This is a genomic window from Propionicimonas sp. (genome assembly GCF_034927565.1).
GTDB lineage: Bacteria > Actinomycetota > Actinomycetes > Propionibacteriales > Propionibacteriaceae > Propionicimonas.
Genome location: NZ_JAYFPT010000085.1, coordinates 14224 through 37055, shown reverse-complemented (window position 1 = coordinate 37055; position 22832 = coordinate 14224). Strand labels below are relative to the sequence as shown.

Sequence of the window (22832 nt, the reverse complement as noted above, 5' to 3'; positions counted from 1 at the left end):
TGTGGACCCAGTACGCCGGCACCTTCGCCTCCGGCCTGGGCATCACGCTCTACCTGACGCTGCTCAGCTTCGGCTTCGCCATGGTGCTCGGCACGATCATCGCGGCCTTCCGGATCAGCCCGATCGCGCCGCTGCGCGCGGTGGGGCTGGTCTACGTGGAGATCTTCCGCAACATCCCCTTGATGAGCCTGATCATCGTGGTGGTCTACGCCCTGCCCGAGATCGAGATCCTGCTCGACTACAACACCGCGATCATCGTGTCGATGTCGCTGGTCGGTGGCTCCTTCGTCTGCGAGGCATTGCGCACCGGCATCAACGGCGTGGGCGCCGGCCAGATCGAGGCTGCCCGGGCGATCGGCCTCGGCTTCGTCGGCGTCCTGCGGTACGTGGTCTTCCCGCAGGCCTTCCGGTCGATGGTGCAGCCCTTCGTCACCATCCTGATCGCCATCTTCCTGTCCAGTTCGCTGGCCGGGGTGGTCGGGGTGATGGACCTCACCCAGACCGTCTCCTACATCAACAACCGGGAGTCGCTCGGCCTGATCACCTTCGGCGTGGCAGCCGTGGTGTACTCGCTGATCTCGCTGGGGATCGCCACCCTCGGCGCCCGACTGGAGACCCGCGCGAGGGTGCTGCGATGAGTGCCGTCAGTCCTTCTCGCTCCGCCCGCCGTTCCCGCTCGTCGCGGGGACCGGGTGGGAGTGCCATCTTCGACGCTCCCGGGCCGCGGGGCCGGATCACCGTCGTCTGGGTGACCGTGCTCAGCATCCTCGGGATCGTGGCTGCCGGCTGGCTCGCCGTCCGGCAGTTCGCGATCAACGGCCAACTCGACCCGGGCAAGTGGGCAGAGTTCGCCCAGTGGCCCACCCAGCGCTACCTGCTGGGTGCCTTCGGCAACACCCTGCTGGCGGCCGGGGGCGCCGCCGCCATCGCGCTGCCGCTCGGGCTGCTGCTCGCCCTGGGACGGCTGGACTCCCGCCGTCCGCTGCGCTGGGCGGCGACGGCGGTGATCGAGTTCTTCCGGGCGATCCCGCTGCTGTTGCTGATCTACATCTTCTTCGTGGCGCTGCCGCAGTACGGCCTCAACCCCGACCTGTTCTGGAAGCTGGTGATCCCGATCGGGTTGTGCTCGGCGGCGACGGTCGCCGAGGTCTTCCGTGCCGGGGTGCTGGCGCTGCCGAAGGGACAGTCCGAGGCCGGTGCGGTGATCGGCCTGACCGACTCCCAGACCTTCCGCTACGTCATCTTCCCACAGGCGGTGCGGATGGTGGTGCCGTCCCTGGTCGCGCAGGTGGTGATCCTGCTGAAGGACACCACCTTGGGTTATGTGGTCAGCTACTCCGAGTTGCAGCACAGTGCGCGGGTGCTGGTGGCCAGCACCGGCCATCTGATCCAGACCTATCTGGTGGTCTCGGTGTTCTACGTCCTGATCAACATTGCGATCTCCGGCTTCGCTCGCTGGCTGGACCAGCGGTCCCGGCGGCGGGGCGCCGGCCGCCGCGCCGTCCGCACCGAGGTGCCGGTGGAGCCGGTCGGCTCGATGGCCTGATCGTGGGCGATCCCGGCAGTGGGCCGCGGGAATGGGGACCGCTGAACTGGGCCACGGAACCGTCCCCTGGCCCACGGGCCGCTGGACCGCCCTCCGCGTGCCGCTGCGGTGGAGTCGCTTTCCGACCTGGTCGGCTGGGCGCTCGACCTGTTGGCGCGACGAAACAGGACGTCCGCGGTGGAAGCCTTCGGTCAGGGGATCGATAGTTTCGGACGTATGCTCTTTCCGTGTCGCATGATGTCAGCACCGAACGAGTGACCCTGGCCGAGCTCGCAGCCGAAGCCGGGGTGTCGCTGTCGACCATCTCGAAGGTGCTGAACGGCAGGCCGGATGTCGCCGCCGGCACGCGTGCCCAGGTGGAGCAACTGCTCGCCGAGCGCGGCTACGAGCGCCGGGTCGGGCGGAACGGCAATCACACCGAACTCATCGAGTTGGTCTTCCACGAACTCCAGGACGTCTGGTCAATGGAGTTGATCGCCGGCGTCGAGCGGGTGGCCCAGCAGCACGGGCTGTCGGTGGTGCTCACCGAGAGCGGCACCCGGCACTCGCCCGCGCCGGAGTGGATCGAGGGCGTGATGCGCCGCCGCCCGGTCGGGGTCGTCCTGGTCTTCTCCGATCTCGCGCCGTCCTACCGCGCCCAACTGGAGGCCCGGTCGATCCCGTTCGTGATCGTCGACCCGGCCGGCGACCCCGCACCCGACGTTCCCTCGGTCGGCTCGGCCAACTGGTCGGGCGGGCTGCAGGCCACCCGGCACCTGATCGAACTCGGCCACCGCCGGATCGCAGCGATCACCGGGCCGGACGACATGATGTGCTCGCTGGCCAGGGTGGACGGCTACCGCACCGCGATGAATGCCGCCGGGCTGCCGATCGATCCCGGCTGGATCCATTACGGCGACTTCCACGTGGACGGCGGACGTGAACACGCCCTGGCCCTGCTGCGGCTGCCCGAACCCCCGACGGCCGTCTTCGCCGGCAGCGACCTGCAGGCGCTGGGGGTGTACGAGGCCTGCCGCAGCCTCGGGCTGCGCATCCCTGAGGATCTCTCGGTGATCGGCTACGACGATCTCGCGGTCGCGCAGTGGGTGAGCCCGCGGCTGACCACCGTCCACCAGCCACTGCGCCGGATGGGCGCCGAGGCCGCGCGGATCGTGATCAACCTCGCCCGGCGGCGTCCCTCGGCGACCCCGCGGATCGACCTCGCCACCCACCTGGTGGTCAGGGAGAGTACGGCGGTTCCCGCCTGACTGCCCGAGAATCGTTATCGCCCCGCAATATGTTGTCGTTGACAGCATACGAACGGATATCTACGCTGGTGCCTGCCTAGCCACTTTCGATATCTCAATCGAAACTTTCGAGAGGTTCAAGGATGAACATTCGTAGTACCCGAGGCCTGGTCGCGGGCCTCGCCGCCATCGCGGCGGCGCTCAGCTTCGCCGCCTGTGGCAGCCCGGCGGCGTCCACGGCTCCGTCCGGCAGCGGCGCGGCGCCCGCCCCGTCCGATCAGCCCGCCGCTACCGAACCCGTCACTCTCACCTGGTGGCACAACGCCACCGCCGATCCCGGCAAGAAGCTCTGGGAGGATGTCGCCAAGGAGTTCGAGCAGGCTCATCCCGGGGTCACCATCGAGGTCACCGGCTACCAGAACGAGGAGCTGCAGCGCACCCTGATCCCGCAGGCCCTGCAGGCCGGTGGCGACGCCGCCCCCGATGTCTTCATGGTCTGGCCCGGTGGCGAGGTCCGCTCCCAGGCCGAGGCCGGCTACCTGAAGGACCTCACCACCCCGGCTGCCGACACCATCGCTACGCTCGGCGGCACCGTGAAGCCCTGGGAGGTGGACGGCAAGCAGTACGCGCTGCCCTTCACCTTCTCGATCGAGGGCATGTGGTACAACAAGGACCTGTTCGCCAAGGTCGGCATCACCACCCCGCCCACCACGCTGCCGGAACTGAACGACGCGGTCGCCAAGCTGAAGGCGATCAAGGTCGCCCCGATCGCGGTGGGCGCCGGCGACCTGTGGCCGGCCGGCCACTGGTGGTACCAGATGGCGATCCACGCCTGCTCCACCCAGACCTTGCAGACCGCCATCCCGGCGCTCGACTTCTCCGATCCGTGCTGGGTCGAGGCGGGCAAGCTGCTGCAGCAGTTCGTCGCCACCGAGCCCTTCCAGGACGGCTGGCTGGCCTCTTCCTCGCAACAGGGTGCCGACTCGTCGGCCGGCCTGATCGCCAACGGCAAGGCGGCCATGGAGCTGATGGGCGGCTGGAACGCCGGGACGATCGGCTCGCTGGCCCCCGACACCGACGGCGACGGCAACGGCGACATCCCCGAGTTCCTCGGCTGGTTCCCGATGGTGAGCATCCCCGGCACCGCCGGCGATCCCAGCATCGCGATGGGCGGCGGCGACGGCTGGGGCGTCTACCAGGACGCTCCCGATGTCGCGGTCGACTTCGTCCAGTACCTGGTCAGTGACGACGTGCAGAAGCGCTTCGCCGCGATCGGCGGCGGCATCCCGGCGAACCCGGCCGGCCAGGAGGGCCTCACCGACCCCAGCCTGCAGGCCATCGCCACGGGTCTGTCGAACGCGTCCTACGTCCAGCTCTGGCTGGATTCGGCCCTCGGCCCCGACTTCGGCACCCCGCTCAACCAGGCCATCGTGAACCTGATGGGCGGCAAGGGAACGCCCGAGGACATCGTCACCGCGCTCAAGGACACGGCGGCCGCGCAGTAGTCATGGCAGCTCTCGTCCAGGCAGGGCCCGCGGCCACCGCGGGCCCTGCCCCCACCACCCGACGCCGGCGGGACTCCCGACTCCGGCTCTGGGCCGAGATCGCCCTGTTCACCGGCCCGGCCCTGATCGTCTTCGTGACCTTCGTGATCCTGCCGGTCCTCCAGGCAGCGGTGTACAGCCTCTACAACTGGAACGGCCTCGGCCCGCTGCAGCGGTTCATCGGGCTGGACAACTATGTCCGCGCGTTCAACGACCCGAACTTCACCCAGGCGATCGGCAACAACTTCTTCGTCCTGGTGGCGTCCCTGCTGATCCAGGGACCGCTGGCGATCCTGATCGCGCTGCTGCTCAACCGCAAGCTCCCCGGCCGCGGCATCATCCGGGCCGCGATCTTCGTCCCCTACGTGCTCGCCGAGGTGATCGCGGCGCTGTCCTGGAAACTGCTGCTCTCTCCCCGCGGCGCGCTCAACGCCTGGCTGGAGCTGCTCGGCCTGGGCGACCTGGCCCAGCCCTGGCTGGCCAACCCCGACACCGCGCTGTGGGTGATGTTCGGCATCCTGACCTGGAAGTACCTCGGCTTCGCCATCCTGATCATGCTCGCCGGGCTGCAGGGCGTCCCCGAAGAACTCCACGAGGCGGCCGCCATCGACGGCGCGGGCTGGTGGAAGACCCAGTGGTACATCACCATGCCGTTGCTCGGCCCGACCATCCGGATCTGGGTCTTCCTGTCCATGATCGGCTCGTTGCAGCTGTTCGACATGGTCTGGGTGACCACCCGTGGCGGCCCGCTGAACTCCACCAACACGATGGCGGTGTACATGCTCGTGAAGGGGCAGACCGCGCCCGGCTACGGCAGCGCGATCGCCGTCATCCTGTTCGTGATCTCCCTGGTCATCGCGCTGGTCTACCAGCGCTTCGCCATGCGCCGCGACCTGACCGGCGCGATCTCCCGAGGAGTGCGCTGAGATGGCCGCCGCTACCGCACCCGCCACGCGCATGACCCCCGGACGGCGGCGCAGCCGCGTCCCGGTCTCCCAGGTTTTCGTCTACCTGGTGGCTATCACCGCCGTCGCGATCTCGATCATCCCGGTGCTCTACGTCTGGCTGAGCGGCTTCCGCTCCACTCCCGACCTGAACGCCGACCCGGCCGGCTGGCCCAGCCCGTGGATCGTCACCAACTACGTCAAGGTGCTGACCTCGCCGCGATTCTGGGGATCGTTGATGTCCTCGACGATCGTCGGGCTCGGCACCACCCTGGGCGTGGTCGTGCTCGGCGTGATGGCGGCCTTCGTGATCGCCCGGTACAACTTCGGCGGCCGGCAGTTCCTCTACTCGCTGTTCGCCGCCGGGCTGATGTTCCCGCTCACGGTCGCCTCCCTGCCGCTGAACATCCTGGTCCGCAACCTGCACCTGCACGGCAGCTTCCTGGGGGTGATCCTGCCGCAGATCGCGTTTGCGCTGCCGACCACGATCATCATCCTGGTGCCCTTCCTGCGGGCGATCCCCGACGAACTGGAGGAGGCGGCCGCGATCGACGGCGCCAGCCGGATCGGCTTCTTCTGGCGGATCATGCTGCCGCTGTCGATGCCCGGCCTGGTCACCGTCGGGGTGCTGGCCTTCATCGGTTCGTGGAACGCCTACCTGTTGCCGTTGCTGGTGATGGCCGCCGGCGGCATGCCGCAGGAGTTGTGGACGCTGCCGCTGGGCGCCACCCAGTTCGCCACCCAGTACTCCGCTGACACCGGTGGCGTCCTGGCCTACACCGCGCTGGCAATGGTTCCGGCGCTGCTGTTCTTCCTCGCCGCCGAGAAACGGATCGTCGGTGGACTGACCGGGGCGGTGAAGGGATGACCATGCCCGTGACGAGGCTGACCGGCCCCTGGCACGACACCACGCTGCCGCTCGCGCAGCGGGTGGACGCCCTGATCGCTGAGTTGACGGTGGCCGAGAAAGTGGCCCAGCTGTACGGCATCTGGGTGGGCGCCTCGGCCGACGGCGAGGACGTCGCCCCCAACCAGAACGAGATGTCCGACCCGATCGACCTGGACGTGCTGCTGCCCCGCGGGCTGGGCCAGCTCACCCGTCCGTTCGGCACCGCGCCGGTCGACCCCGCCGTCGGCGCGGTCTCGCTGCTGCGCACCCAGCGCCGGATTATGGCCGAGAGCCGGTTCGGCCTGCCGGCGATCGCCCACGAGGAGTGTCTGGCAGGGTTCGCCGCCTGGCAGGCCACCGCCTACCCCGTCCCGCTGAGCTGGGGAGCGACCTTCGACCCCGACCTGGTCGGACGGATGGGCGAGCGGATCGGCGCCGACCTGGCCTCCCTGGGCATCCATCAGGGGCTGGCGCCCGTGCTGGACGTGGTCCGGGACCTGCGCTGGGGACGGGTGGAGGAGACCATCGGCGAGGATCCCTACCTGGTCGGACGGGTGGCGTCGGCCTACATCGGCGGGATCGAGTCCGCCGGCGTGATCGCCACCTTGAAGCACTTCATCGGTTACTCCGCATCCAAGGCCGGACGCAACCTCGCGCCGGTCTCGCTGGGAACCCGGGAGTTCCACGATGTGCTGGCCGTACCCTTCGAGATGGCGCTGCGGACCAGCGGCGTCCGCTCGGTGATGAACTCCTACACCGACATCGACGGCGTCCCGGTCGCGGCCGACGAGCGGTTGCTCACCGGCCTGCTGCGGGATACCTGGGGGTTCGACGGCACGGTGGTCTCCGACTACTTCGCGATCGGTTTCCTGCACACCCTGCACGCCACGGCCGAGGATTTTCTCAGCGCCGCCGAACTCGCCCTGCGGGCCGGGATCGATGTCGAACTACCCTCGGTGAAAGCATTCAACGACGACCTGGTGGCGGCGGTCGAGGAGGGCCGGATCGACGGCGGGCTGATCGACCGGGCGCTGCGCCGGGTGCTGCTGCAGAAGGCGGCGTTCGGCATGTTGGACCCCGACTACTCGCCGGTGCCGCCCGTTCTGGCCGGAGCCGACCTGGACGACCTGGACGGGCTGCGCGGCAGCGTCGCGCTCGATCCGCCGGGTAACCGGGCGCTCGCCCGCCAGCTCGCCGAGCAGGCGGTGGTACTGGTCAGCAACGACGGCCTGCTGCCACTGGCGGCGGCACGCCGGATCGCGGTGATCGGGCCGAATGCGGCCGATCCGTACGCCGTGCTGGGTTGCTACTCGTTCCCGTCCCATGTCGGCGTCCGGCACCCGGAGGTGCCGCTCGGACTGGAGCTGCCCACCCTGGTCGAGGCCATGGCGGCAGAGTTCCCCGAGGCCGTGGTCGAGTACGTCGCGGGCACCACGGTGGACGGCGGCGAGACCGACTTCGAGGCCGCGCTGGCAGCCGCCCGCGGCGCCGACGTGGTGGTGCTGGCCCTCGGCGACCGGGCCGGCCTGTTCGGCCGCGGTACCTCGGGGGAGGGCTGTGACGCCCCCGATCTGGCGCTGCCGGGTGCCCAGCAGCAGTTGCTGGAGGCAGTGCTGGCGACCGGGACGCCCACCGTGGTGACACTGCTGGCCGGGCGCCCCTATGCCCTCGGTGAGGCTGGCTCCCGGGCGAGTGCGCTGCTCGCCGCCTTCTTCCTCGGCGAGGAGGGGACGGCGGCGATCGCGGGCGTGCTCAGCGGCCGGGTCAATCCCAGCGGACGGTTGCCGGTCTCGCTGCCCGCCCACGCCGGCTCGCAGCCGTCCACCTATCTGGCCGCACCCCTGGCCCGGCGCAGCGGGGTGTCGACCATCGACCCGACCCCGGCCTACGGCTTCGGCCACGGCCTGAGTTACACGGCGTTTGCCTGGACGGACGCGCAGGCGAACGCCGGACGGGTAGCCACTGACCAGCCGGTGACGGTGTCGATCCGGATCGCCAACACCGGTGACCGGGCGGGTGCGGAGGTGGTGCAGCTGTACCTGCACGACCCGTTCGCCAGCGTGGTCCGTCCGGTGCAGCGGCTGATCGGCTTCACCCGGGTGCCGCTCGAGCCCGGCCAAGCGGCGCGGGTGAGCTTCAGCGTGCATCCCGACCTGACCAGCTTCACCGGCGTCTCCGGTACCCGGATCGTCGAGCCTGGACGGATCGAGTTCGGCTTCGCCCGTTCCAGCTCCGACATCGTCGCCACCCTGCCGATCGACCTGACCGGCCCCGTCCGCCAGGTCGACCACACCCGCGTCCTGCACCCGGAGGTGAGGGTCGAGCCCGCCTGACGCCGAGGACAGCAGCCGGTACGGACCTGGTTGTCGTCCGTCACGGTCCCAGCACGGTGAGCGGAACGACCAGGACGCTGTCGGGGCGGCGGTAGGCGACTCCGCTGGGGATGATGACAACACAGGCTTCGGGTGGCCTGGCGACCTTGGCCACGACGCGCAACAAGTTCGCCGCTGCCGCATCCACCTGACTCGCGCCCAGCTTGACCTCGACGGCGATCCAGCGACCGTCGGACGCCTCGACCACCGCGTCGATCTCGTCACGTGCTTTGGAGTCGCGGTAGTGGAACACTCCGCGGGCGCCGATGGCTTGGGCGTAGACCCGCAGGTCGTGGACGACCTGGGACTCGAAGAGAAAGCCCACAGTGGTGGGTTCGCTCAGCAGCCGGTCGATGCCGGCGTCGAGCAGTGCCGCGGCCAGCGAGGGGTCCGCCAGATGCCGGGAGGGGGTTTGCAGCAGTGCCGTTCGTGAGCGCAGCGACGGCGCCCAGGCAGGCTGGTCCTCGACGAGGTAGAGGCGTTGGGCCAGGTCGAACAGTGCGGGGACGGCAGCCGCACCGAACAGGGTGGCGTCCTGGTTCATGCGGCGGGTGATGGCTGCCTGGCTGGCGGGTTGGGCACTCAGCCCGGCCAGTGCCCGCAGGAAGGCCAACAGGCGCCGGGGATCGCGTCGGGGTCCGGCGACTGTCGGGAAGTCGTGCTCGGCGATGTCGTTGAGATAGGACCTCGCCCGCAAGCTCGCCGTCGTCTCGTCCGCGTCGAACCAGCCCGGCCAGCCTCCGCGAACGATCCGCCGAACCAGAGCGGCGAAATCGGTCGTGGACTCTTCCACGGCGAGGTCGCCGTTGAACAGGTCGGCCAGCGAGACCGTGGCCGTCGAATCGCCGGTCTCGGCCAGGGTCATGGTCCGCATGGTCACCTGGGCGAAGCGCCCTGCCCCGGAGTGGAGGAGCTGGTCGTCGTTAGGCCAGGCGAAACCGGTGAGCAGGAACTGTCCACTCGCCCGACGGTCATCGACCGCATGGCGCACCTCGTTCCACAGCTCGGGGACGACCTGCCACTCGTCCAGCAGGCGCGGCGCGGCACCCTCCAGCGCCGACGCCGGCTGCGCCCTGGCCAGAACGGCCCTGGGGTCGCTGGAGTCCAGACGCAGCTCGGAAGCGGTCACGCGGCGCGCGGACTCGGTCTTTCCCACCGCCCGGCTGCCACGCAGCACGACAGCCCCGGCTGCGTTCAAGGCGCTGCGGATCTCCTCGTCGACGATCCGTGGAATGTATCCATCCATGCCCAGATTCTAGCGCGATCGGTGGAGTAACCCACTGGTAGCTAACGGATTTCTCCACTTGTGGCCAGTGAGTTGCTCCAACCCGCGCCTGAGCTGCGACTGCACCTCGACCTCGACGAGTGACTTCAGACGGGATAGACGTATAGTAATGCGTATGCCCCGGATGCAGGTCTATCTTCCCGAAGCGCTCTATCGCGAGGTCAAGGAGCGCGGACTGCCCGCGTCCGAGCTGTTGCAGGAGGCTGTGACAGCGGAAGTCCATCGACGGGAGCTGGAGGCGCGGGCCGACGACTACCTCGTGGAACTGCTCGCCGAGGTGGGCGAGCCGTCTGAGGCCGATCTGGCGCGGGCGGACGCGATGGCGCGCCGGCTGCAGGAGAGGGCCCTCGCCAAGCGAGCAGGCTGATGCTCGTCCTCGACTCGGGAGGGCTGAGTCGGCTGGCCGTCCGCGATCGGGCGACGGCAGCTCTCCTGCTCGCGTTGCGGCGCAGGGGGCTTTGGCCACCGATCGTCCCCACCGTGGTGCTGGCAGAGTCCCTCACCGGATCGGCGCAGCGCGATGCCACGACGAACCGCCTGCTGAAGGCGTGCGACGTGCAGGCATCCGTCCCGGAGCGGCTCGCCCGGCGGGCTGCGGAACTGCGAACGCTGGCGCGCCGCGGATCGGCTGTGGATGCGCTGGTTGTCGCGCTGGCCGAGCACGGTGGAACCGTCCTCACCGGGGACGCGGAAGATCTCCGCGCCCTGGCAGCCAATGCCGTTGGCGTCAGTGTCGAGGTGGTCTGAGAACCGTCCGCAACCTGACGGGCTCGACCAGCCCGGCTTCACGCACGAGGTGGCAACTGGCTCCTTGGCGGTGTCTTCCTGTCACGCGTCCGGGGACGGGACGCGAATCAGAGGTCGTCGAAATCGGTGGCCGAGGGGACGTCCTGGGCCTCGGGCAGCAACCGCTTGTCGAGGGGGACGGGGGTGGCGGCCAGGTCGGCGTCGTTGCCGAGCAGAGCGGTACGGGTGGCGGCTTCGGCGTCCAGGGCGGCGATGATCCGGGCGGAGACATCGGCCGGCATCGGCAGGGTCGGCATCAGTTCCAGCAGTGCTGACAACTGCTGCGTGGCCTCGTCGGTGAGGTCGGGGTCCTCGGTGGGTTGTGATGACATCAGGATTCCCTCGGCAGGCAGTGACAACGAGTCAGACGCATGAGTTGGCCTTTCGGTTCCCATCATGCCTCCAGCAGGTGTCGTAACCGGGGTGCCAGTTTTGCCCGGCCGCGCGAACAGCGGCTCTTCACCGTGCCGGGTGCGCAGCCCAGGATCGTCGCCGCCTCGTCGGTGGAGTAGCCCTGCATGTCCACCAGCACCAGGGCCGCGCGCTGGTCGACCGGCAGCCCGGCGAGCGCCTGCTCCACCTCGAGCGCCACCTCGGCCTGGACGGTGGTCTCCTCCGGGCCGGGCGAAGCGCTCGGCAGCCCGGCCAGCACCTCGTCCTCCAGCGGCAGGGACGGACGGGCCTTCGCCCGCCGCAGCCGGTCGAAGCAGGCGTTGATCACGATCCGGTGCAGCCAGGTTCCGACAGCGGCATCGCCGCGGAAGTCGCCCGCCCGGCGGAAGGCCGAGATCATCGCCTCCTGCACTGCCTCCTCGGCCTCCTCCGGGTTCCGCAGGGTGCGCAGGGCCAACGTCCACAACCGGTCGGCGTGCCGCCGGAACAGCTCGGTGAAGGCGCGCGGATCGCCGGCCACGTGCGCGGCCAGCAGCGCCTTGTCGTCGAGATCGGTGATCATCGATGCCATCCTGGCCGACTCCCTCTGCCGGTTTCCAGCGGGTTCACGATCGCGCCTGCAGGTCGACGATCGCCGCTTGGTAGTGGGTGTCGTCCACCGCCGGAAGTTCAGTGATGTAGAGCAGCAGATAGCGGGTGTCGACCGGCTCGAACTCCAGGCCGAAGCTTCCCGTGGCGTGGGGGAGGCTGGCCACCGTGCGCCACTGCTTCTCCGAGCTCATCGGAGGCTTGGCGGCAGCGAGGTCGGCGGCCGGGACGCGCACCTCCAGCGACGTCGCGCCCTCACCGAGGGTGAGCCACACCGAGCGGGCGGAGACCGACTTGCCGAAGTCGAGCACCAGCCCGACGCCCGGTTTCAGGCCGCCGAAGGTCGGCTTGGTCTTGTAGCGTTCGGTGGTCCAGGCGGTGGCCGGGTCGTTGTCGACGGCCAGCCCCACCTGCTTGCGGTTCTCCTGGCCGGAGCCGCCGTCCTTCTTCGGGTCGAAATCACGCACCTGCAGCACCGCCAGTGGGACGGCCGGCGTGGTTGCGGCAGGAGTCGGTGACGTGGGTGCCGGGACGGCCGCCGGCTGCGACCGGTTGCCGGCCAGGTAGACCAGCAGCCCGATCGCGACCGCGATGATCGCCAGGCCGAGGAGAACCCTGGCGGGTGTGATCCGGGGTGGCCAGACCCGGTCCGGCGGGGGCGGCGAGTCGGCTGAGGCGGGCGGCGGCACCGGGGTGAACGGCGGTGGGGTGTGCTCGGGCGGGACGTAGCCCTCGGGCACCTCCTCGCTGAACTCGTCCGGTACCTGCTGGCTGACCTCGAAGCGCGGGCTCGCCGGGGTCGGGACGGGAGGTGCCACCACCGAGACCGCCGGCAGTGACCCGGTGCCCGGGTGGCCGAGCCGGAGCCGCAGATCGGCTGCGGCGCTGCTCGGCCCCAGCACGAGGGAGAGTTCGGTGGTGATGTCGGCGGCGGTGGCCAGCCGGGACGCCCCCTGCCGCGGCAGCGGCGACAGGATCCGGTCGACCACGACGTCCACCGGGTGTGCCACGCCGCTGCGCACCTGGCTGGGCAGCGCCAGCCGTCCGTCGGTGACCGGGGCGGCCGCCAGGCCGTAGCGGGCGCCGTCCGGCCAGCGGGCGACCAGGCAGGCGTAGAGCAGCTTCCCGAGCGCCTCGACGTCCGCAGCCTGCCCGTCGTCCGGCGTGATCGGAAGGTCGGTCAGCGCCTCGTCCACCAGCAGGCCGATGATCTTCACATTGCCGCTGGAGGTGATCAGGACGGTGGCCGGACTGATGTGCCGGTGGTAGAGCCCGTCAGCGTGCAGCAGGGTGAGGGCGTCGGAGACCTCGCGGACGATCCAGGCGGTCTCCGCGCCGGTCAGCGGGCCGTCCTCCAGTACCCGCTGCAGGGTCTGGCCGGGGGCGTACTCGTAGACGATGTAGACCCCGTGCTCGCCGGTGACCGCCTCGACCACGTCCAGCACCCGCAGGAAGCGGGAGTCGGTGGCCAGCGCGGCGCGGCGGGCCAGAGCGAGCACCTGCTCGCTGCGCGGATCGCCCTCAGCCAGGACGTGGATCAGCACATTGCGGGCGAGCACGGTGTCCTCGGCGCGCCAGGTGCGCTGGCCGTCCCGGGAGGCCAGCAGTTCGGCAAGCTGGTAGCGGCCGGCGAGCATCCGTCCGACGTCGACCAGGTTGGTGGGCTCGTCGTCGGACTCCTGCTCGCCGGGTTCGGGGAACTCCAGCAGCGACTCCGGCGGCTGCGGTGCGACCACCGGGACGAAGACACCCTCGCCGTCCGGGTTGGCGTTGATCTCCTCGGCCGGTGCGGCCAGCTCCGGGGAGCTGTCGGCGGGGGTCGTGGGGCTCGCGTCCGGTGCTGGGGCGGCCGATGACTGCTCACCGGCCGACGGGGCGAACTCCGTCCACGGCGCGGCGCTGGCGGGGTCGGTGAGCAGTTCCTCGATCAGCCCGGGGGCCTCCATCACCTCCTCGGCGGCGAGCGCCGGGTCGGCTGCCGAACCCTTGCCGCGGCGCAGCACACCGAGCAGTTCGGCGGCCTCGGGGATGCCGAGCCGCCGGGCGGCGAAGAAGAACACGGCGACGGCCACGGCGATCGCCAGCACCAGCCCGAGCAGGGTGAACAGCGTGCCGCCGAGGCGTCCGACTGCCCAGGCCACCAGCCAGGCCAGTCCGATCGCCGGCAGCGAGGCGAGGCCGAGCCGGGCCAGGTGCTGCAGGGTCTGGCGGCCCGGCAGATCGGGGATGCGTCTGGCCAGGGCACGGTGGGTGAGCCACACGCCGAGCAGGTAGGACAGCGCGTACGAACCGGCGAGCCGGGCAGCCACGGTGGACGGATCGTCGAAGGGCAGCACGAACGCGACCGCGAGCAGGGCGTTGGCGCCCGAGATGCCGATCTGCAGCAGGAACGGGGTCTTGGTGTCATCAAGGGCGTAGAAGGCGCGCAGGTAGAGGTACTGGATGGTGTACGGCACCAGGCCGAGGGCGAAGGCCATCAGGGCCCAGGCGACGAAGTGGTAATCGGCCTCGCCCGAGCCGTGACCCCAGATCAACGAGGTGATCGGGTTGGCCAGGGCCAGCAGGCCGAGGCTGCCCGGCACCAGGAAGGTGGACGCCAGCCGTGCCGCCCGGCTGACCTCGGTGGTGACCCCCGCCCGGTCGCCAGCCACGGCGGCACGGGAGGCCGCCGGGAGCATGGCCGTGGCCAGCGAGACGGTCAGCAGGGAGTGCGGCAGGATCCAGATCAGATAGGCGTTCTGGTAGGCGGCGAAGCCGCCGCCGCCCGCGGCCCCGGACGGAGCAGCGGTGGACGCCAGCCGGCTCACCACGATCTGCGCCAGGGAGGTCAGCGCCACATAGCCGATCATCCACTTGGCCACGTTGAAGGTGCGGCCCAGTCCCGTCCCCTTCAGGTCGAAACGTGGACGGTAGCTGATGCCAGCCTTCTTCAGGTAGGGCAGCAGCACCAGGGTCTGGATCAGGATCCCGAGGGTGGACCCGATGCCGAGCAGCAGGATCTGCTGGGTGGTGAAGGTCGCTCCCTTGGCGGCGTTCGTCCCCCAGACCGCGATGTAGGCGCCGAAGACGCCAATCGACACCACGTTGTTGGCGATCGGCGCCCACATCATCGGCCCGAAGACGTTGCGGGCGTTGAGCACCTGGCCGAGCAGGAAGAAGACCCCGTAGAAGAACAGCTGCGGCATGGTGATGTAGCTCATCAGCAGCAGGGTCTGCCAGTGTTCGGCCATGGCGGTCGAACGCCAGATGTCGGTGGTGTAGAGGCTCATCACCCACGGGACGGCGACGGTGAGCAGGACGGTCAGCACGCCGAGCGCCAGCAGGAAGGCGGTCATGATCCGGTCGATGAACGCCTTGCCCTTGTCCTGGTCGTGCACCACGGCACGGACGATCTGCGGGACCAGGACGTTGTTCAGGGTGCCGCCGGCCAGCAGCATGTAGAGCGAGTTGGGGACGGTCATCGCAAAGGTGAAGACCTCGACCCGGACCGAGCCGTTGCCGAGGACGAAGGCGATCATCATGGTCCGCACGAAGCCGAGCACCCGCGAGACCATCGTCCCGGAGGCCATCACGGCAGTGGCGTTCAGCAGCCGCTGTCCTCCACCGGTCGCCTCAGCCATCCAGTACCTCCGTGTCGGCTGCTGCCGCCTGCGGTGGGGCGGCGGCAGCGTTCTTCCTGCGGACCTGGCGGATCCGGAGCGCGGTGGACAAGGCCAGCACGGCCGCCGAGGCCACCACCAGCACCCAGCCTATGAAGCCGAGGTCGGTGATCTCGATGGTGATGGGCGTGTCGGGGGTCACCCTGCTTCCCGATTCGGTGACCGCGTGGGCCCATGCCCGGACGATGCCGTTGCCGTTGGCCTCCGGCCGGATGTTCACCGTCTCGCTCTGGCCGGGTGCGATCTGGACCAGCGCGCTGGGCGGCACGGTGAGCCGCTGTGGGCTCTCCGAGGTGAACACCACCTTCACTTCGATGATCTCGTCGAGGTTGTTGGTCAACGTCACCGGGAACTCGTTGCTGCGCGAGGACATCACGAACCGCGGTGAGGCGCTGAAGCTGACCGCCTTGGCCAGCGTCCGGGGGCCGACGAGGTCTTCGATGGCGTCCACCAGGCGGTGGCCGCCGGCCTCGTCGCCGATCCACGCCGCGGCGGCTGCCCGGGTCAGCGCGGCGTCCGCCTCGCTGGTCAGGGTGGACTCCGGAACCAGTTCGCCGTAGGCGGCGAAATACTGGTCGAGGTCGCCGAGCCGGTCGAAGTAGCCGGCATCGAGGACGGGCGGTGCGGCCGGGATGAGTTCCGCTTCGGTGGTGCTCGGGGCAGTCGCCAGCAGGGAGGAGAGCGGGCGGGGGACCATCCAGGCGGTCGTCATGGTGGTGTCGGCGGCCAGGTCGGCAGGCTCGCGGAGCAGTCGTAGCTGTCCGGCGGCGCCGGTGATCACGGTTGCAGCCTCGAGATACTGCCGGCGCTGCAGGGTGGTGGAATCACTCGAGCCGAGATTGGTGGAGGCAGCCAGGAGTTGCACCCCGTCCAGCGACTGCCAGGCGCCGGAGTCGGCCACGTTGGTGGCGAGGACGGCGGTGACCGGCGCATCGGCGAGGTAGCTGCCCAGTTCGGTGGAGTAGCTGCCACCGGTGGGCAGTACCACCAGCGGGAGGTCGTCGACCAGCGGGACAGCAGAGTCAGCGGTGAGTGCCCGGGTCAGCACCCGGTCGTCTCGAGCGGCCAGGGCGCCGGTGATGTCGGGATTGGCGAACAGGCTGCGGGCGCCGTTGTGGCGGTCGAGTTGGTTGAACCTTCGCAGCCAGTCGGCGGCGGCCTGGGAGCCGGTGCCGGCGGTCAGCCCGCTGCCGCTGTGGACCTGGTAGCCGTCGGCCATGTCGGTGAGCTCGTCGAGCAGTGCGGGGTCGACCAGCCACGAGTTGCCCGGGGTGGCTGCGGCATTGAGCAGGGTGTTCAGCCGTCCCTTCAGCTGGCCGAGGAGATCCTCGTTGAGGAAGGTGTTGTCGGTCAGCTTGGTTGGCGGGGCGGCGAGTTCCACCACCCGGGTGATCGGGACCGGCTGGTCGCCCGGCAGGGCGATCACCGTCCGGCCCTCGCCGAGGTTGCCGCGGTTCCCGGCGCCGGTGGTGGTTCCCAGAGCGCGGGCGCCCACCAGGTAGGCCGCGCCGGTGGCGTCGAAGCCCAGCGCCGACAGCGGGGCGCGAAGCATGAAGTCGGCCTCGGCCCCCGCGGGGAAGGCCTGGGTCTGCTCGGTGATCGTGCGATAGGCGTCGGCCCCGTCGGGCAGGATGACCCCGGCGGGCGGTGCCACGCCGGTCACCTGACGCAGGGTCTGCAGGCTGTCGATCGGGTCGCGGGAGCGCCACAGCGCCATCCACAGGCCGTACACCGGCGCACCGGTGGGATTGGACACCCGTCCGTGCACCTCGACCTCGTCAGTGGGCAGGTTGCCGGTGACGCTGACCGAGGTGATCTCGACGGTGACCGACGCCGGGGCGGCCGCCGCCGGCGTGATCGCGGCCGGCCAGCCGCCCACCAGGACCATCCCGAGCAAGGACACGGCGGCGCGGCGCAGCCACACGGTCCGTCCTCGTCTCACCGCTCCATCGTACGGGCGAGGCGCACCCAGCACCTCCCGGGCGCGCCCCGTCCCCCCGACTCATAGCTGGGACGGTTCCAAAGGGGTCGCTCTCGGCGCGCTCGCCTGCTTCCCCCGCAAGCTGTGATCGCAGCCCCGAGGACGGGATCTTTGTCACAGCTTGTCCCTCGGCGGTGGTTGCGGCTCGTAGTGGGGCGGGTTCCGGTTTGGGTTGCCCGGCGCGTTTGGGTTGCCCGGCGCGTTTGGGTCGCCCGGCGCGCTCGCCGGTTTCCTCCGCAAGCTGTGATCACGTATCCGAGGACGGGATCTTTGTCACAGCTTGTCCCTCGGTCGAGGCTTTGCGCTCATGGTAGGGGCGGGTTCCGGTTTGGATTGCGCCGGCGCGCTCTCCTGCTTTCTCCGCAAGGTGTGATCGCAGCTCTGAGGACGGGATCTCTGTCACAGCTTGTCCCTCGGCGGTGGTTGCGGCTCGTAGTGGGGAGTGTTCCGGTTTGGGTTGCCCGGCGCTTTTGGGTTGCCCCGGCGCGCTCTCCTGCTTCCCTCGCAAGGTGTGATCGCAGCTCTGAGGACAGAAGGTCAGTCACAGTTTGTTCCTCGGGGGGGGCGGGAAGACAGAACCAGGGCCCCGTCTGAGGGCCAGAGGATGACCAAAGGATGACCAGCGGCTCGGGGGCCGTCCGGCGTCCGCCGAAGGGCTTGTCCGGACAGGTTGACATCAACTGGTCTCGGGCATAGCCTGAAACGCTGTTCATCGCCGAGGACCAGGAAGGAGGCCGTCGAAGATGGTTATCTACGTTGACATGGTGCGGTTCGCCGCACAGCGCCCGGCGGCCGGCGTCTTCCGTTTCGGCGCGCTCGCGTTTAGCTGAGTTCTTCAGGGGAGAAGTCTGTCCGCAGCCGGGCGACTGACCTCTCAGCAGCCTGAAAGACCGTTCATCACCACGACGCTTTCGTGCGTCCTGACCGGGGAGTTCGCTGCCCCGGCACAGCTCATCACCCCTTCCAGAAAGAGGAAATTCCATGTCCATGACCGTGGCCCCACAGCTCGCGCCCGACGCGATCCGGCCCGCTCCACTCCCGCCCCAGGCCGCCATTTCCGTCGCCGGCCCACGCGCGCGGCAGTCCGTGCACCGCGGCACAGCAGTGCCCCTCACCGAACCAGAACATGCCAGAACCAGGTGGAAACCAACCATGACAACGCCCATCACCCGCAGCCGCGCCATCATCGTCGGCCCGGAACCGTCCACGTCCGAGCCGGTGGCAACACGCCCCGGCCCGGCCCGTCGCATCCTGTACACCTTCCTGCCGGTGCCCCAGGAGTCCTCGACCGCTCTCTTCCGGGAGGCCGAACGAGGACGTTTCCAGCACCACATCTCCCTTCGCTGACCGGCTCGCGTGGCCCCGGACCTCCGGTGGCCACGCGAGCCCAACGAGAAAGCAGTAGCCCTGTGACCATCACGACCAGCAGCCGGATCGCCCTCCGGCCACTCATCGTCCCTGCGACCCTGGATGACGCCGATGCGTCCGACTTCCTGGCCATGGTTGACGTCCGCAACCGGATACTCCGCGAGGTGTCCGGACACGACGACCACTACCTGGCGCCCGCCGCCGTGCTCGCCTTCCACCAGCCCAACCCCTATCAGGAGAGCCTGTGGTGGGTGGTGGAGGTGGACCAGAAAGTCGTCGGCCGTGCCGGCGTCGACCTGCCGCTCGAGACGGGTTCGCGGATCGCCTTCTGCCAGGTCGAACTGCTCCGCGAGGTCCAGGGCCGAGGCATCGGCTCCCAGGCCCAGCAACTGGTCGAGCGCACCGCGCGCGAGCACGGCCGCACCGTCCTGCAGTCCTGGGTAGAGCATCACGACGGACCCGGTGAACAGCTCGTCCCGCCCACCGGTTTCGGCAGCATCCCGGCCGATGACCGGGCCGCGCGCTTCGCCCGCAAGCACGGTTACGCCCTGGAGCAGATCGAGCGGTGCTCGATCCTCGACCTGTCCGCCGGGACGGGCCGGCTGGAGGCACTGCTCGCACAGGCGACGCCGGCGTCGGCCGACTACCGCCTGGTCAGCTGGCAATTGCCCACCCCGCCGGAGTATGTCGACGGCTACGCGTGGATGCTCTCCCGGATGAGCACCGACGCCCCGGCCGGCGGCATGGAGTGGGACGAGGAGATCTGGGATGCCGAGCGTCTCGCCGTCCACGACCGGCAGGTACTGGACGGCAGGCGGACCATGCTCGTCACCGCCGCCCAGCACCGCGGAACCGGCGACCTGTGCGCCTTCACCGAACTCGTCATCGGCACCGACACCACCCGGGTGACTCACCAGGAGTGCACGTTGGTGCTGAAGGAGCATCGTGGCCACAGCCTGGGAATGCTCGTGAAGTGCGCGAACCTGATCGCCTGGCATCGGCTGATGCCCGACTCCCCGCGGGTACTCACCTACAACGCCGAGGAGAACCGTCCGATGCTCGACATCAACGAGGCGATGGGGTTCGTCCCGCTCTCCTATGAGGGTGCCTGGAAGAAGGTGCTGGCCGACTGACGCAGGTTCGCGGGGTGGGGCGGACGGTTCCGGTCTCCCACCCCTGACCGGCGTCGAGTCCTGCCGCCGCGAGTGCTGTGTCGCGATCCTGCCTCTCGATGCTTCGAGACTGTCGAGTTTGGGCTGGGGAGACCATCGAGGTGCGGGATTGCGACAGAGCCCAGAGAACCGCGACGAGCTGCAGCGGGCCGGCTCAGGACCGACCTGTCGCCCCGGCGTCGGGTGTGGCGAGATCCTCGTCCAGGAGCGGCTTGGTCATCGCGCGGCGGAGTTCGCGGTAGTCGCGGAGCAGCCAGGGCCAGTCGGTCTGGATCGCGTCGATGCCGAGCTCGAAGATCGGGCCCCAGGCCGTGTCGGGGGAGTCCGCGACCGCCAATTCGTCGTCCAGACCACCGAACAGCGGCACCCCGGTGGTCAGGGTCACCGTGCTGACTAGGCTGAACACACCCAGGTCGTGGAACTCCTCGATCACCGAATCGCAGAACCAGGGGCTGCGTTCGGTGGTGGTGATCAGTTCGACCCCGACGGTGTTCAGCTGGGGGTCGCCCACTGTCCGATAGACATCGTCAGGGCTGGAACAGATCGGGATGAGCGGGTACTTCGTGGGAAACTCGCGCAGCCGTTCGAGGGCCGCCTCCTCCCAGGCCGGGCACTTCATCACCAGTTGGTCGGACATCTTCAGGGTTGCCGCCGCCCGCAGCAGCTGCGGCCAGCGCCACCAGGAGCGGTCCAGCTGCAGCAGCACCCCGCTGCCGCGGAACGACTCCAGCAGTGGCAGCAGCCGCTCGACCCTGGCCTGACGGCCCGGCCGGTCGATCCAGACATGGGAGGCCTTGTCGACCTCGCCGGCAGTGAGGGTCTGCAGGTTCTTCTCGAAGCCGAGCAGTTCGAGTTCGTAGCCGTCGTGGAAGCCGAAGAACTCGCCATCGCGGGACGACGTCACATCGAGCTCGACCATGTCCGACCCGGACAGCACTGCCGCCCGCACCGCGAGCGCCGAGTTCTCCGCGAGGCTGGCATAGCCGACGCCGCGATGGGAGACGATCATCGTCCCCACCCGCGCGAGGACCTCGTTCACCAGACGGTTCTCGGCCGCGAACTGCGCCTGCCCGAACATCGCCACCTCCTTGTGGACCTCACCGCCGCCCCGACAGCCAGCAGTGGACGATTCCACCATACCCACGGCCCAGAGCGCGCCGTGGTTGCGCTGCAAATCCCTGCACCCAGCCGTCCAGACCACGGACGATCGCCCGGTTTTGCAGTTCGCCCACGGGCGCGCGGCGTCCATGGAAGGATTTCTGCCGGGCCGGTGCGGTGGCCGGATCATCGCCACCCAGGGGACGGTTCCCCGGTCCGGGACCGTCCCGATTTCCTGTGAGGAGTGACGATGGCGGAGTTCGCCTACGAAGACATGCTGCCGACCGGCGAGGACGCCACCTCCTACCGGCTGCTCACCACCGAGGGCGTCGAGGTGCTGGACGGCCCGGACGGACTGCGCTTCCTCAACGTCGCCCCCGAGGCGCTGGAACTGCTCGCCGAGACCGCCATGCACGACATCGCGCACTACCTGCGTCCGGCCCACCTTGCCCAGCTGCGCACCATCCTGGACGACCCTGAGGCCAGCCCGAACGACAAGTTCGTCGCTCTCGACCTGATGAAGAATGCCAATATCGCCGCCGGCGGCATCCTGCCGATGTGCCAGGACACCGGTACCGCGATCATCATGGGCAAGCGCGGCCAGCAGGTGCTCACCGCCGGCACCGACGAACTGCCGCTCAGCAAGGGTGTCTACGACGCCTACACCAAGCTGAACCTGCGCTACTCGATGAACGCCCCGCTGACCATGTGGGAGGAGAAGAACACCGGCAGCAACCTGCCCGCCCAGATCGAGCTCTATGCCGACACCGCTGCCGGCCACGAGACCAGCTACAAGTTCCTGTTCATGGCCAAGGGTGGTGGTTCGGCCAACAAGAGCTACCTCTACCAGGAGACCAAGGCCATCTTGAACCCGGCCTCGATGATGACCTTCCTGGAGGAGAAGATCCGCTCGCTCGGGACGGCCGCCTGCCCGCCGTACCACCTGGCGATCGTGATCGGCGGCACCTCGGCCGAGTACGCGCTGAAGACCGCCAAGTACGCCTCGGCGAAATACCTGGACGGGCTGCCCACCTCCGGCTCGCCGAGCGCCCACGGCTTCCGCGACCTGGAGCTGGAGGCCCAGGTGTTGCAGCTGACCAGGGAATTCGGCATCGGTGCCCAGTTCGGCGGCAAATACTTCTGCCATGACGTCCGGGTGGTGCGGCTGCCGCGGCACGGCGCCTCACTGCCGGTGGCGATCTCGGTCTCCTGCTCGGCCGACCGGCAGTGCCTGGGCAAGATCACCCCGGACGGGGTGTTCATCGAGCAACTCGAGCGCGAACCCGCCCGCTATCTGCCCGACACCACCGACGAGCACCTCGAGGGCGGGGACGTGGTGGCGATCGACCTGCGGCGTCCGATGCCGGAGGTGCTGGCCGAACTGGGCCAGTACCCGGTGAAGACCCGGCTCTCGCTCACCGGCACCCTGGTCGTCGCCCGCGACATCGCGCACGCCAAGATCCGCGAGCGGCTGGACGCCGGCGAGCCGATGCCGCAGTACCTGAAGGACCACCCGGTCTACTACGCCGGGCCGGCCAAAACCCCGGCGGGGATGCCGTCCGGGTCGTTCGGGCCGACCACCGCGGGACGGATGGACTCCTACGTCGATCGTTTCCAGGCCGAGGGCGGCTCGATGATCATGGTCGCCAAGGGCAACCGGTCGAAGGCAGTCACCGACGCCTGCGCCGACCACGGCGGCTTCTACCTGGGCTCGATCGGCGGCCCGGCCGCCCGGCTGGCCCAGGACTGCATCAAGAACGTCGAACTGCTGGAGTACCCCGAGCTTGGCATGGAGGCGATCTGGAAGATCGACGTGGTCGACTTCCCGGCCTTCATCGTGGTCGACGACAAGGGCAACGACTTCTTCGCTGAGGTTGCCCGGCCGACCCTGCTGCACCTCACCGGCCGGTAGCCGACCTGGGCCGGAGGTTTCGCGCTCGACCTGCAGTGGGTCGACTCACGAGGAGTTGGGACGGGAGCG

General features: G+C 69.4%; 18 protein-coding genes. 12 read left to right on the top strand and 6 right to left on the bottom strand.

Annotated elements, in window-relative coordinates:
* The 7 genes from VB080_RS13465 to VB080_RS13435 all read left to right on the top strand — a co-directional run.
* Positions 1-638, top strand: a 638-nt coding sequence (locus VB080_RS13465) for an amino acid ABC transporter permease (protein ID WP_323418967.1), incomplete at its 5' end; no start/stop codon positions are given.
* Positions 635-1546 carry an amino acid ABC transporter permease gene (locus VB080_RS13460; protein WP_323418966.1) on the top strand — a complete coding sequence of 304 codons (912 nt, stop codon included), beginning with the start codon at positions 635-637 and terminating at the stop codon, positions 1544-1546. The genes VB080_RS13465 and VB080_RS13460, both read left to right, overlap by 4 nt.
* Before the next feature lie 227 nt (positions 1547-1773).
* On the top strand, positions 1774-2793 hold the full coding sequence (locus VB080_RS13455) for a LacI family DNA-binding transcriptional regulator (RefSeq protein ID WP_323418965.1): 1020 nt from the start codon (positions 1774-1776) through the stop codon (positions 2791-2793).
* 122 nt (positions 2794-2915) lie between these two features.
* Complete coding sequence (locus tag VB080_RS13450; RefSeq protein ID WP_323418964.1) at positions 2916-4277, top strand: extracellular solute-binding protein; 1362 nt, start codon at positions 2916-2918, stop codon at positions 4275-4277.
* A 2-nt stretch (positions 4278-4279) separates the two neighbouring features.
* Positions 4280-5242 carry a sugar ABC transporter permease gene (locus tag VB080_RS13445; RefSeq protein ID WP_323418963.1) on the top strand — a complete coding sequence of 321 codons (963 nt, stop codon included), beginning with the start codon at positions 4280-4282 and terminating at the stop codon, positions 5240-5242.
* Position 5243: 1 nt separating this feature from the next.
* The gene (locus VB080_RS13440) at positions 5244-6128 is read left to right on the top strand and encodes a carbohydrate ABC transporter permease (RefSeq protein WP_323418962.1); all 885 of its coding nucleotides are present in this window, start codon (positions 5244-5246) and stop codon (positions 6126-6128) included.
* A 2-nt stretch (positions 6129-6130) separates the two neighbouring features.
* Positions 6131-8482, top strand: coding sequence for a glycoside hydrolase family 3 N-terminal domain-containing protein (locus tag VB080_RS13435; protein ID WP_323418961.1), 2352 nt, complete (start codon positions 6131-6133; stop codon positions 8480-8482).
* Positions 8483-8522: 40 nt separating this feature from the next.
* Here the strand turns inward: VB080_RS13435 and VB080_RS13430 are convergent, their stop codons facing one another.
* Positions 8523-9767: an ATP-binding protein gene (locus tag VB080_RS13430; protein ID WP_323418960.1), complete on the bottom strand. Its 1245-nt coding sequence runs from the start codon at positions 9765-9767 to the stop codon at positions 8523-8525.
* Positions 9768-9921: 154 nt separating this feature from the next.
* On the opposite strand from VB080_RS13430, the gene VB080_RS13425 reads away from it, so the two are divergent.
* Positions 9922-10173 (top strand): hypothetical protein, encoded by a 252-nt coding sequence (locus VB080_RS13425; RefSeq protein ID WP_323418959.1) that lies wholly within the window; start codon positions 9922-9924, stop codon positions 10171-10173.
* The gene (locus VB080_RS13420; RefSeq protein ID WP_323418958.1) at positions 10173-10553 is read left to right on the top strand and encodes a type II toxin-antitoxin system VapC family toxin; all 381 of its coding nucleotides are present in this window, start codon (positions 10173-10175) and stop codon (positions 10551-10553) included. Before VB080_RS13425 ends, VB080_RS13420 begins: the two co-directional genes overlap by 1 nt.
* A 107-nt stretch (positions 10554-10660) precedes the next feature.
* On the opposite strand, the gene VB080_RS13415 is transcribed toward VB080_RS13420, so the two are convergent.
* The 4 genes from VB080_RS13415 to VB080_RS13400 form a co-directional block, all read right to left on the bottom strand.
* Positions 10661-10924 carry a hypothetical protein gene (locus tag VB080_RS13415; protein ID WP_323418957.1) on the bottom strand — a complete coding sequence of 88 codons (264 nt, stop codon included), beginning with the start codon at positions 10922-10924 and terminating at the stop codon, positions 10661-10663.
* 62 nt (positions 10925-10986) lie between these two features.
* Positions 10987-11556 carry an RNA polymerase sigma factor SigM gene (sigM, locus tag VB080_RS13410; RefSeq protein WP_323418956.1) on the bottom strand — a complete coding sequence of 190 codons (570 nt, stop codon included), beginning with the start codon at positions 11554-11556 and terminating at the stop codon, positions 10987-10989.
* A gap of 34 nt (positions 11557-11590) precedes the next feature.
* Positions 11591-15193, bottom strand: coding sequence for a murein biosynthesis integral membrane protein MurJ (gene murJ / locus VB080_RS13405; RefSeq protein WP_323418955.1), 3603 nt, complete (start codon positions 15191-15193; stop codon positions 11591-11593).
* Positions 15186-17174 carry a hypothetical protein gene (locus VB080_RS13400; protein ID WP_323418954.1) on the bottom strand — a complete coding sequence of 663 codons (1989 nt, stop codon included), beginning with the start codon at positions 17172-17174 and terminating at the stop codon, positions 15186-15188. Before VB080_RS13400 ends, murJ begins: the two co-directional genes overlap by 8 nt.
* A gap of 1191 nt (positions 17175-18365) precedes the next feature.
* Here VB080_RS13400 and VB080_RS13395 point away from each other — a divergent pair.
* Both VB080_RS13395 and VB080_RS13390 read left to right on the top strand, forming a co-directional pair.
* On the top strand, positions 18366-18560 hold the full coding sequence (locus VB080_RS13395) for a hypothetical protein (protein WP_323418953.1): 195 nt from the start codon (positions 18366-18368) through the stop codon (positions 18558-18560).
* A gap of 62 nt (positions 18561-18622) precedes the next feature.
* Positions 18623-19714: a GNAT family N-acetyltransferase gene (locus VB080_RS13390; protein ID WP_323418952.1), complete on the top strand. Its 1092-nt coding sequence runs from the start codon at positions 18623-18625 to the stop codon at positions 19712-19714.
* A gap of 193 nt (positions 19715-19907) precedes the next feature.
* Here VB080_RS13390 and VB080_RS13385 read toward each other — a convergent pair whose 3' ends face one another.
* Positions 19908-20831, bottom strand: coding sequence for a glycerophosphodiester phosphodiesterase family protein (locus tag VB080_RS13385; protein ID WP_323418951.1), 924 nt, complete (start codon positions 20829-20831; stop codon positions 19908-19910).
* Positions 20832-21101: 270 nt separating this feature from the next.
* On the opposite strand from VB080_RS13385, the gene VB080_RS13380 reads away from it, so the two are divergent.
* The gene (locus VB080_RS13380; RefSeq protein WP_323418950.1) at positions 21102-22763 is read left to right on the top strand and encodes a fumarate hydratase; all 1662 of its coding nucleotides are present in this window, start codon (positions 21102-21104) and stop codon (positions 22761-22763) included.
* Positions 22764-22832: the final 69 nt, after the last annotated feature.

What these genes read in the sequence shown, in the direction of transcription:
- VB080_RS13440 (WP_323418962.1), top strand. Translation starts at nt 5,244, where the DNA reads ATGGCCGCCGCTACCGCACCCGCCACGCGCATGACCCCCGGACGGCGG.
- VB080_RS13385 (WP_323418951.1), bottom strand. Translation starts at nt 20,831, where the DNA reads ATGTTCGGGCAGGCGCAGTTCGCGGCCGAGAACCGTCTGGTGAACGAG.
- VB080_RS13460 (WP_323418966.1), top strand. Translation starts at nt 635, where the DNA reads ATGAGTGCCGTCAGTCCTTCTCGCTCCGCCCGCCGTTCCCGCTCGTCG.
- VB080_RS13435 (WP_323418961.1), top strand. Translation starts at nt 6,131, where the DNA reads ATGCCCGTGACGAGGCTGACCGGCCCCTGGCACGACACCACGCTGCCG.
- VB080_RS13395 (WP_323418953.1), top strand. Translation starts at nt 18,366, where the DNA reads ATGACAACGCCCATCACCCGCAGCCGCGCCATCATCGTCGGCCCGGAA.
- VB080_RS13450 (WP_323418964.1), top strand. Translation starts at nt 2,916, where the DNA reads ATGAACATTCGTAGTACCCGAGGCCTGGTCGCGGGCCTCGCCGCCATC.
- VB080_RS13445 (WP_323418963.1), top strand. Translation starts at nt 4,280, where the DNA reads ATGGCAGCTCTCGTCCAGGCAGGGCCCGCGGCCACCGCGGGCCCTGCC.
- VB080_RS13425 (WP_323418959.1), top strand. Translation starts at nt 9,922, where the DNA reads ATGCCCCGGATGCAGGTCTATCTTCCCGAAGCGCTCTATCGCGAGGTC.
- murJ (WP_323418955.1), bottom strand. Translation starts at nt 15,193, where the DNA reads ATGGCTGAGGCGACCGGTGGAGGACAGCGGCTGCTGAACGCCACTGCC.
- VB080_RS13380 (WP_323418950.1), top strand. Translation starts at nt 21,102, where the DNA reads ATGGCGGAGTTCGCCTACGAAGACATGCTGCCGACCGGCGAGGACGCC.
- VB080_RS13430 (WP_323418960.1), bottom strand. Translation starts at nt 9,767, where the DNA reads ATGGATGGATACATTCCACGGATCGTCGACGAGGAGATCCGCAGCGCC.
- VB080_RS13420 (WP_323418958.1), top strand. Translation starts at nt 10,173, where the DNA reads ATGCTCGTCCTCGACTCGGGAGGGCTGAGTCGGCTGGCCGTCCGCGAT.
- VB080_RS13415 (WP_323418957.1), bottom strand. Translation starts at nt 10,924, where the DNA reads ATGTCATCACAACCCACCGAGGACCCCGACCTCACCGACGAGGCCACG.
- sigM (WP_323418956.1), bottom strand. Translation starts at nt 11,556, where the DNA reads ATGGCATCGATGATCACCGATCTCGACGACAAGGCGCTGCTGGCCGCG.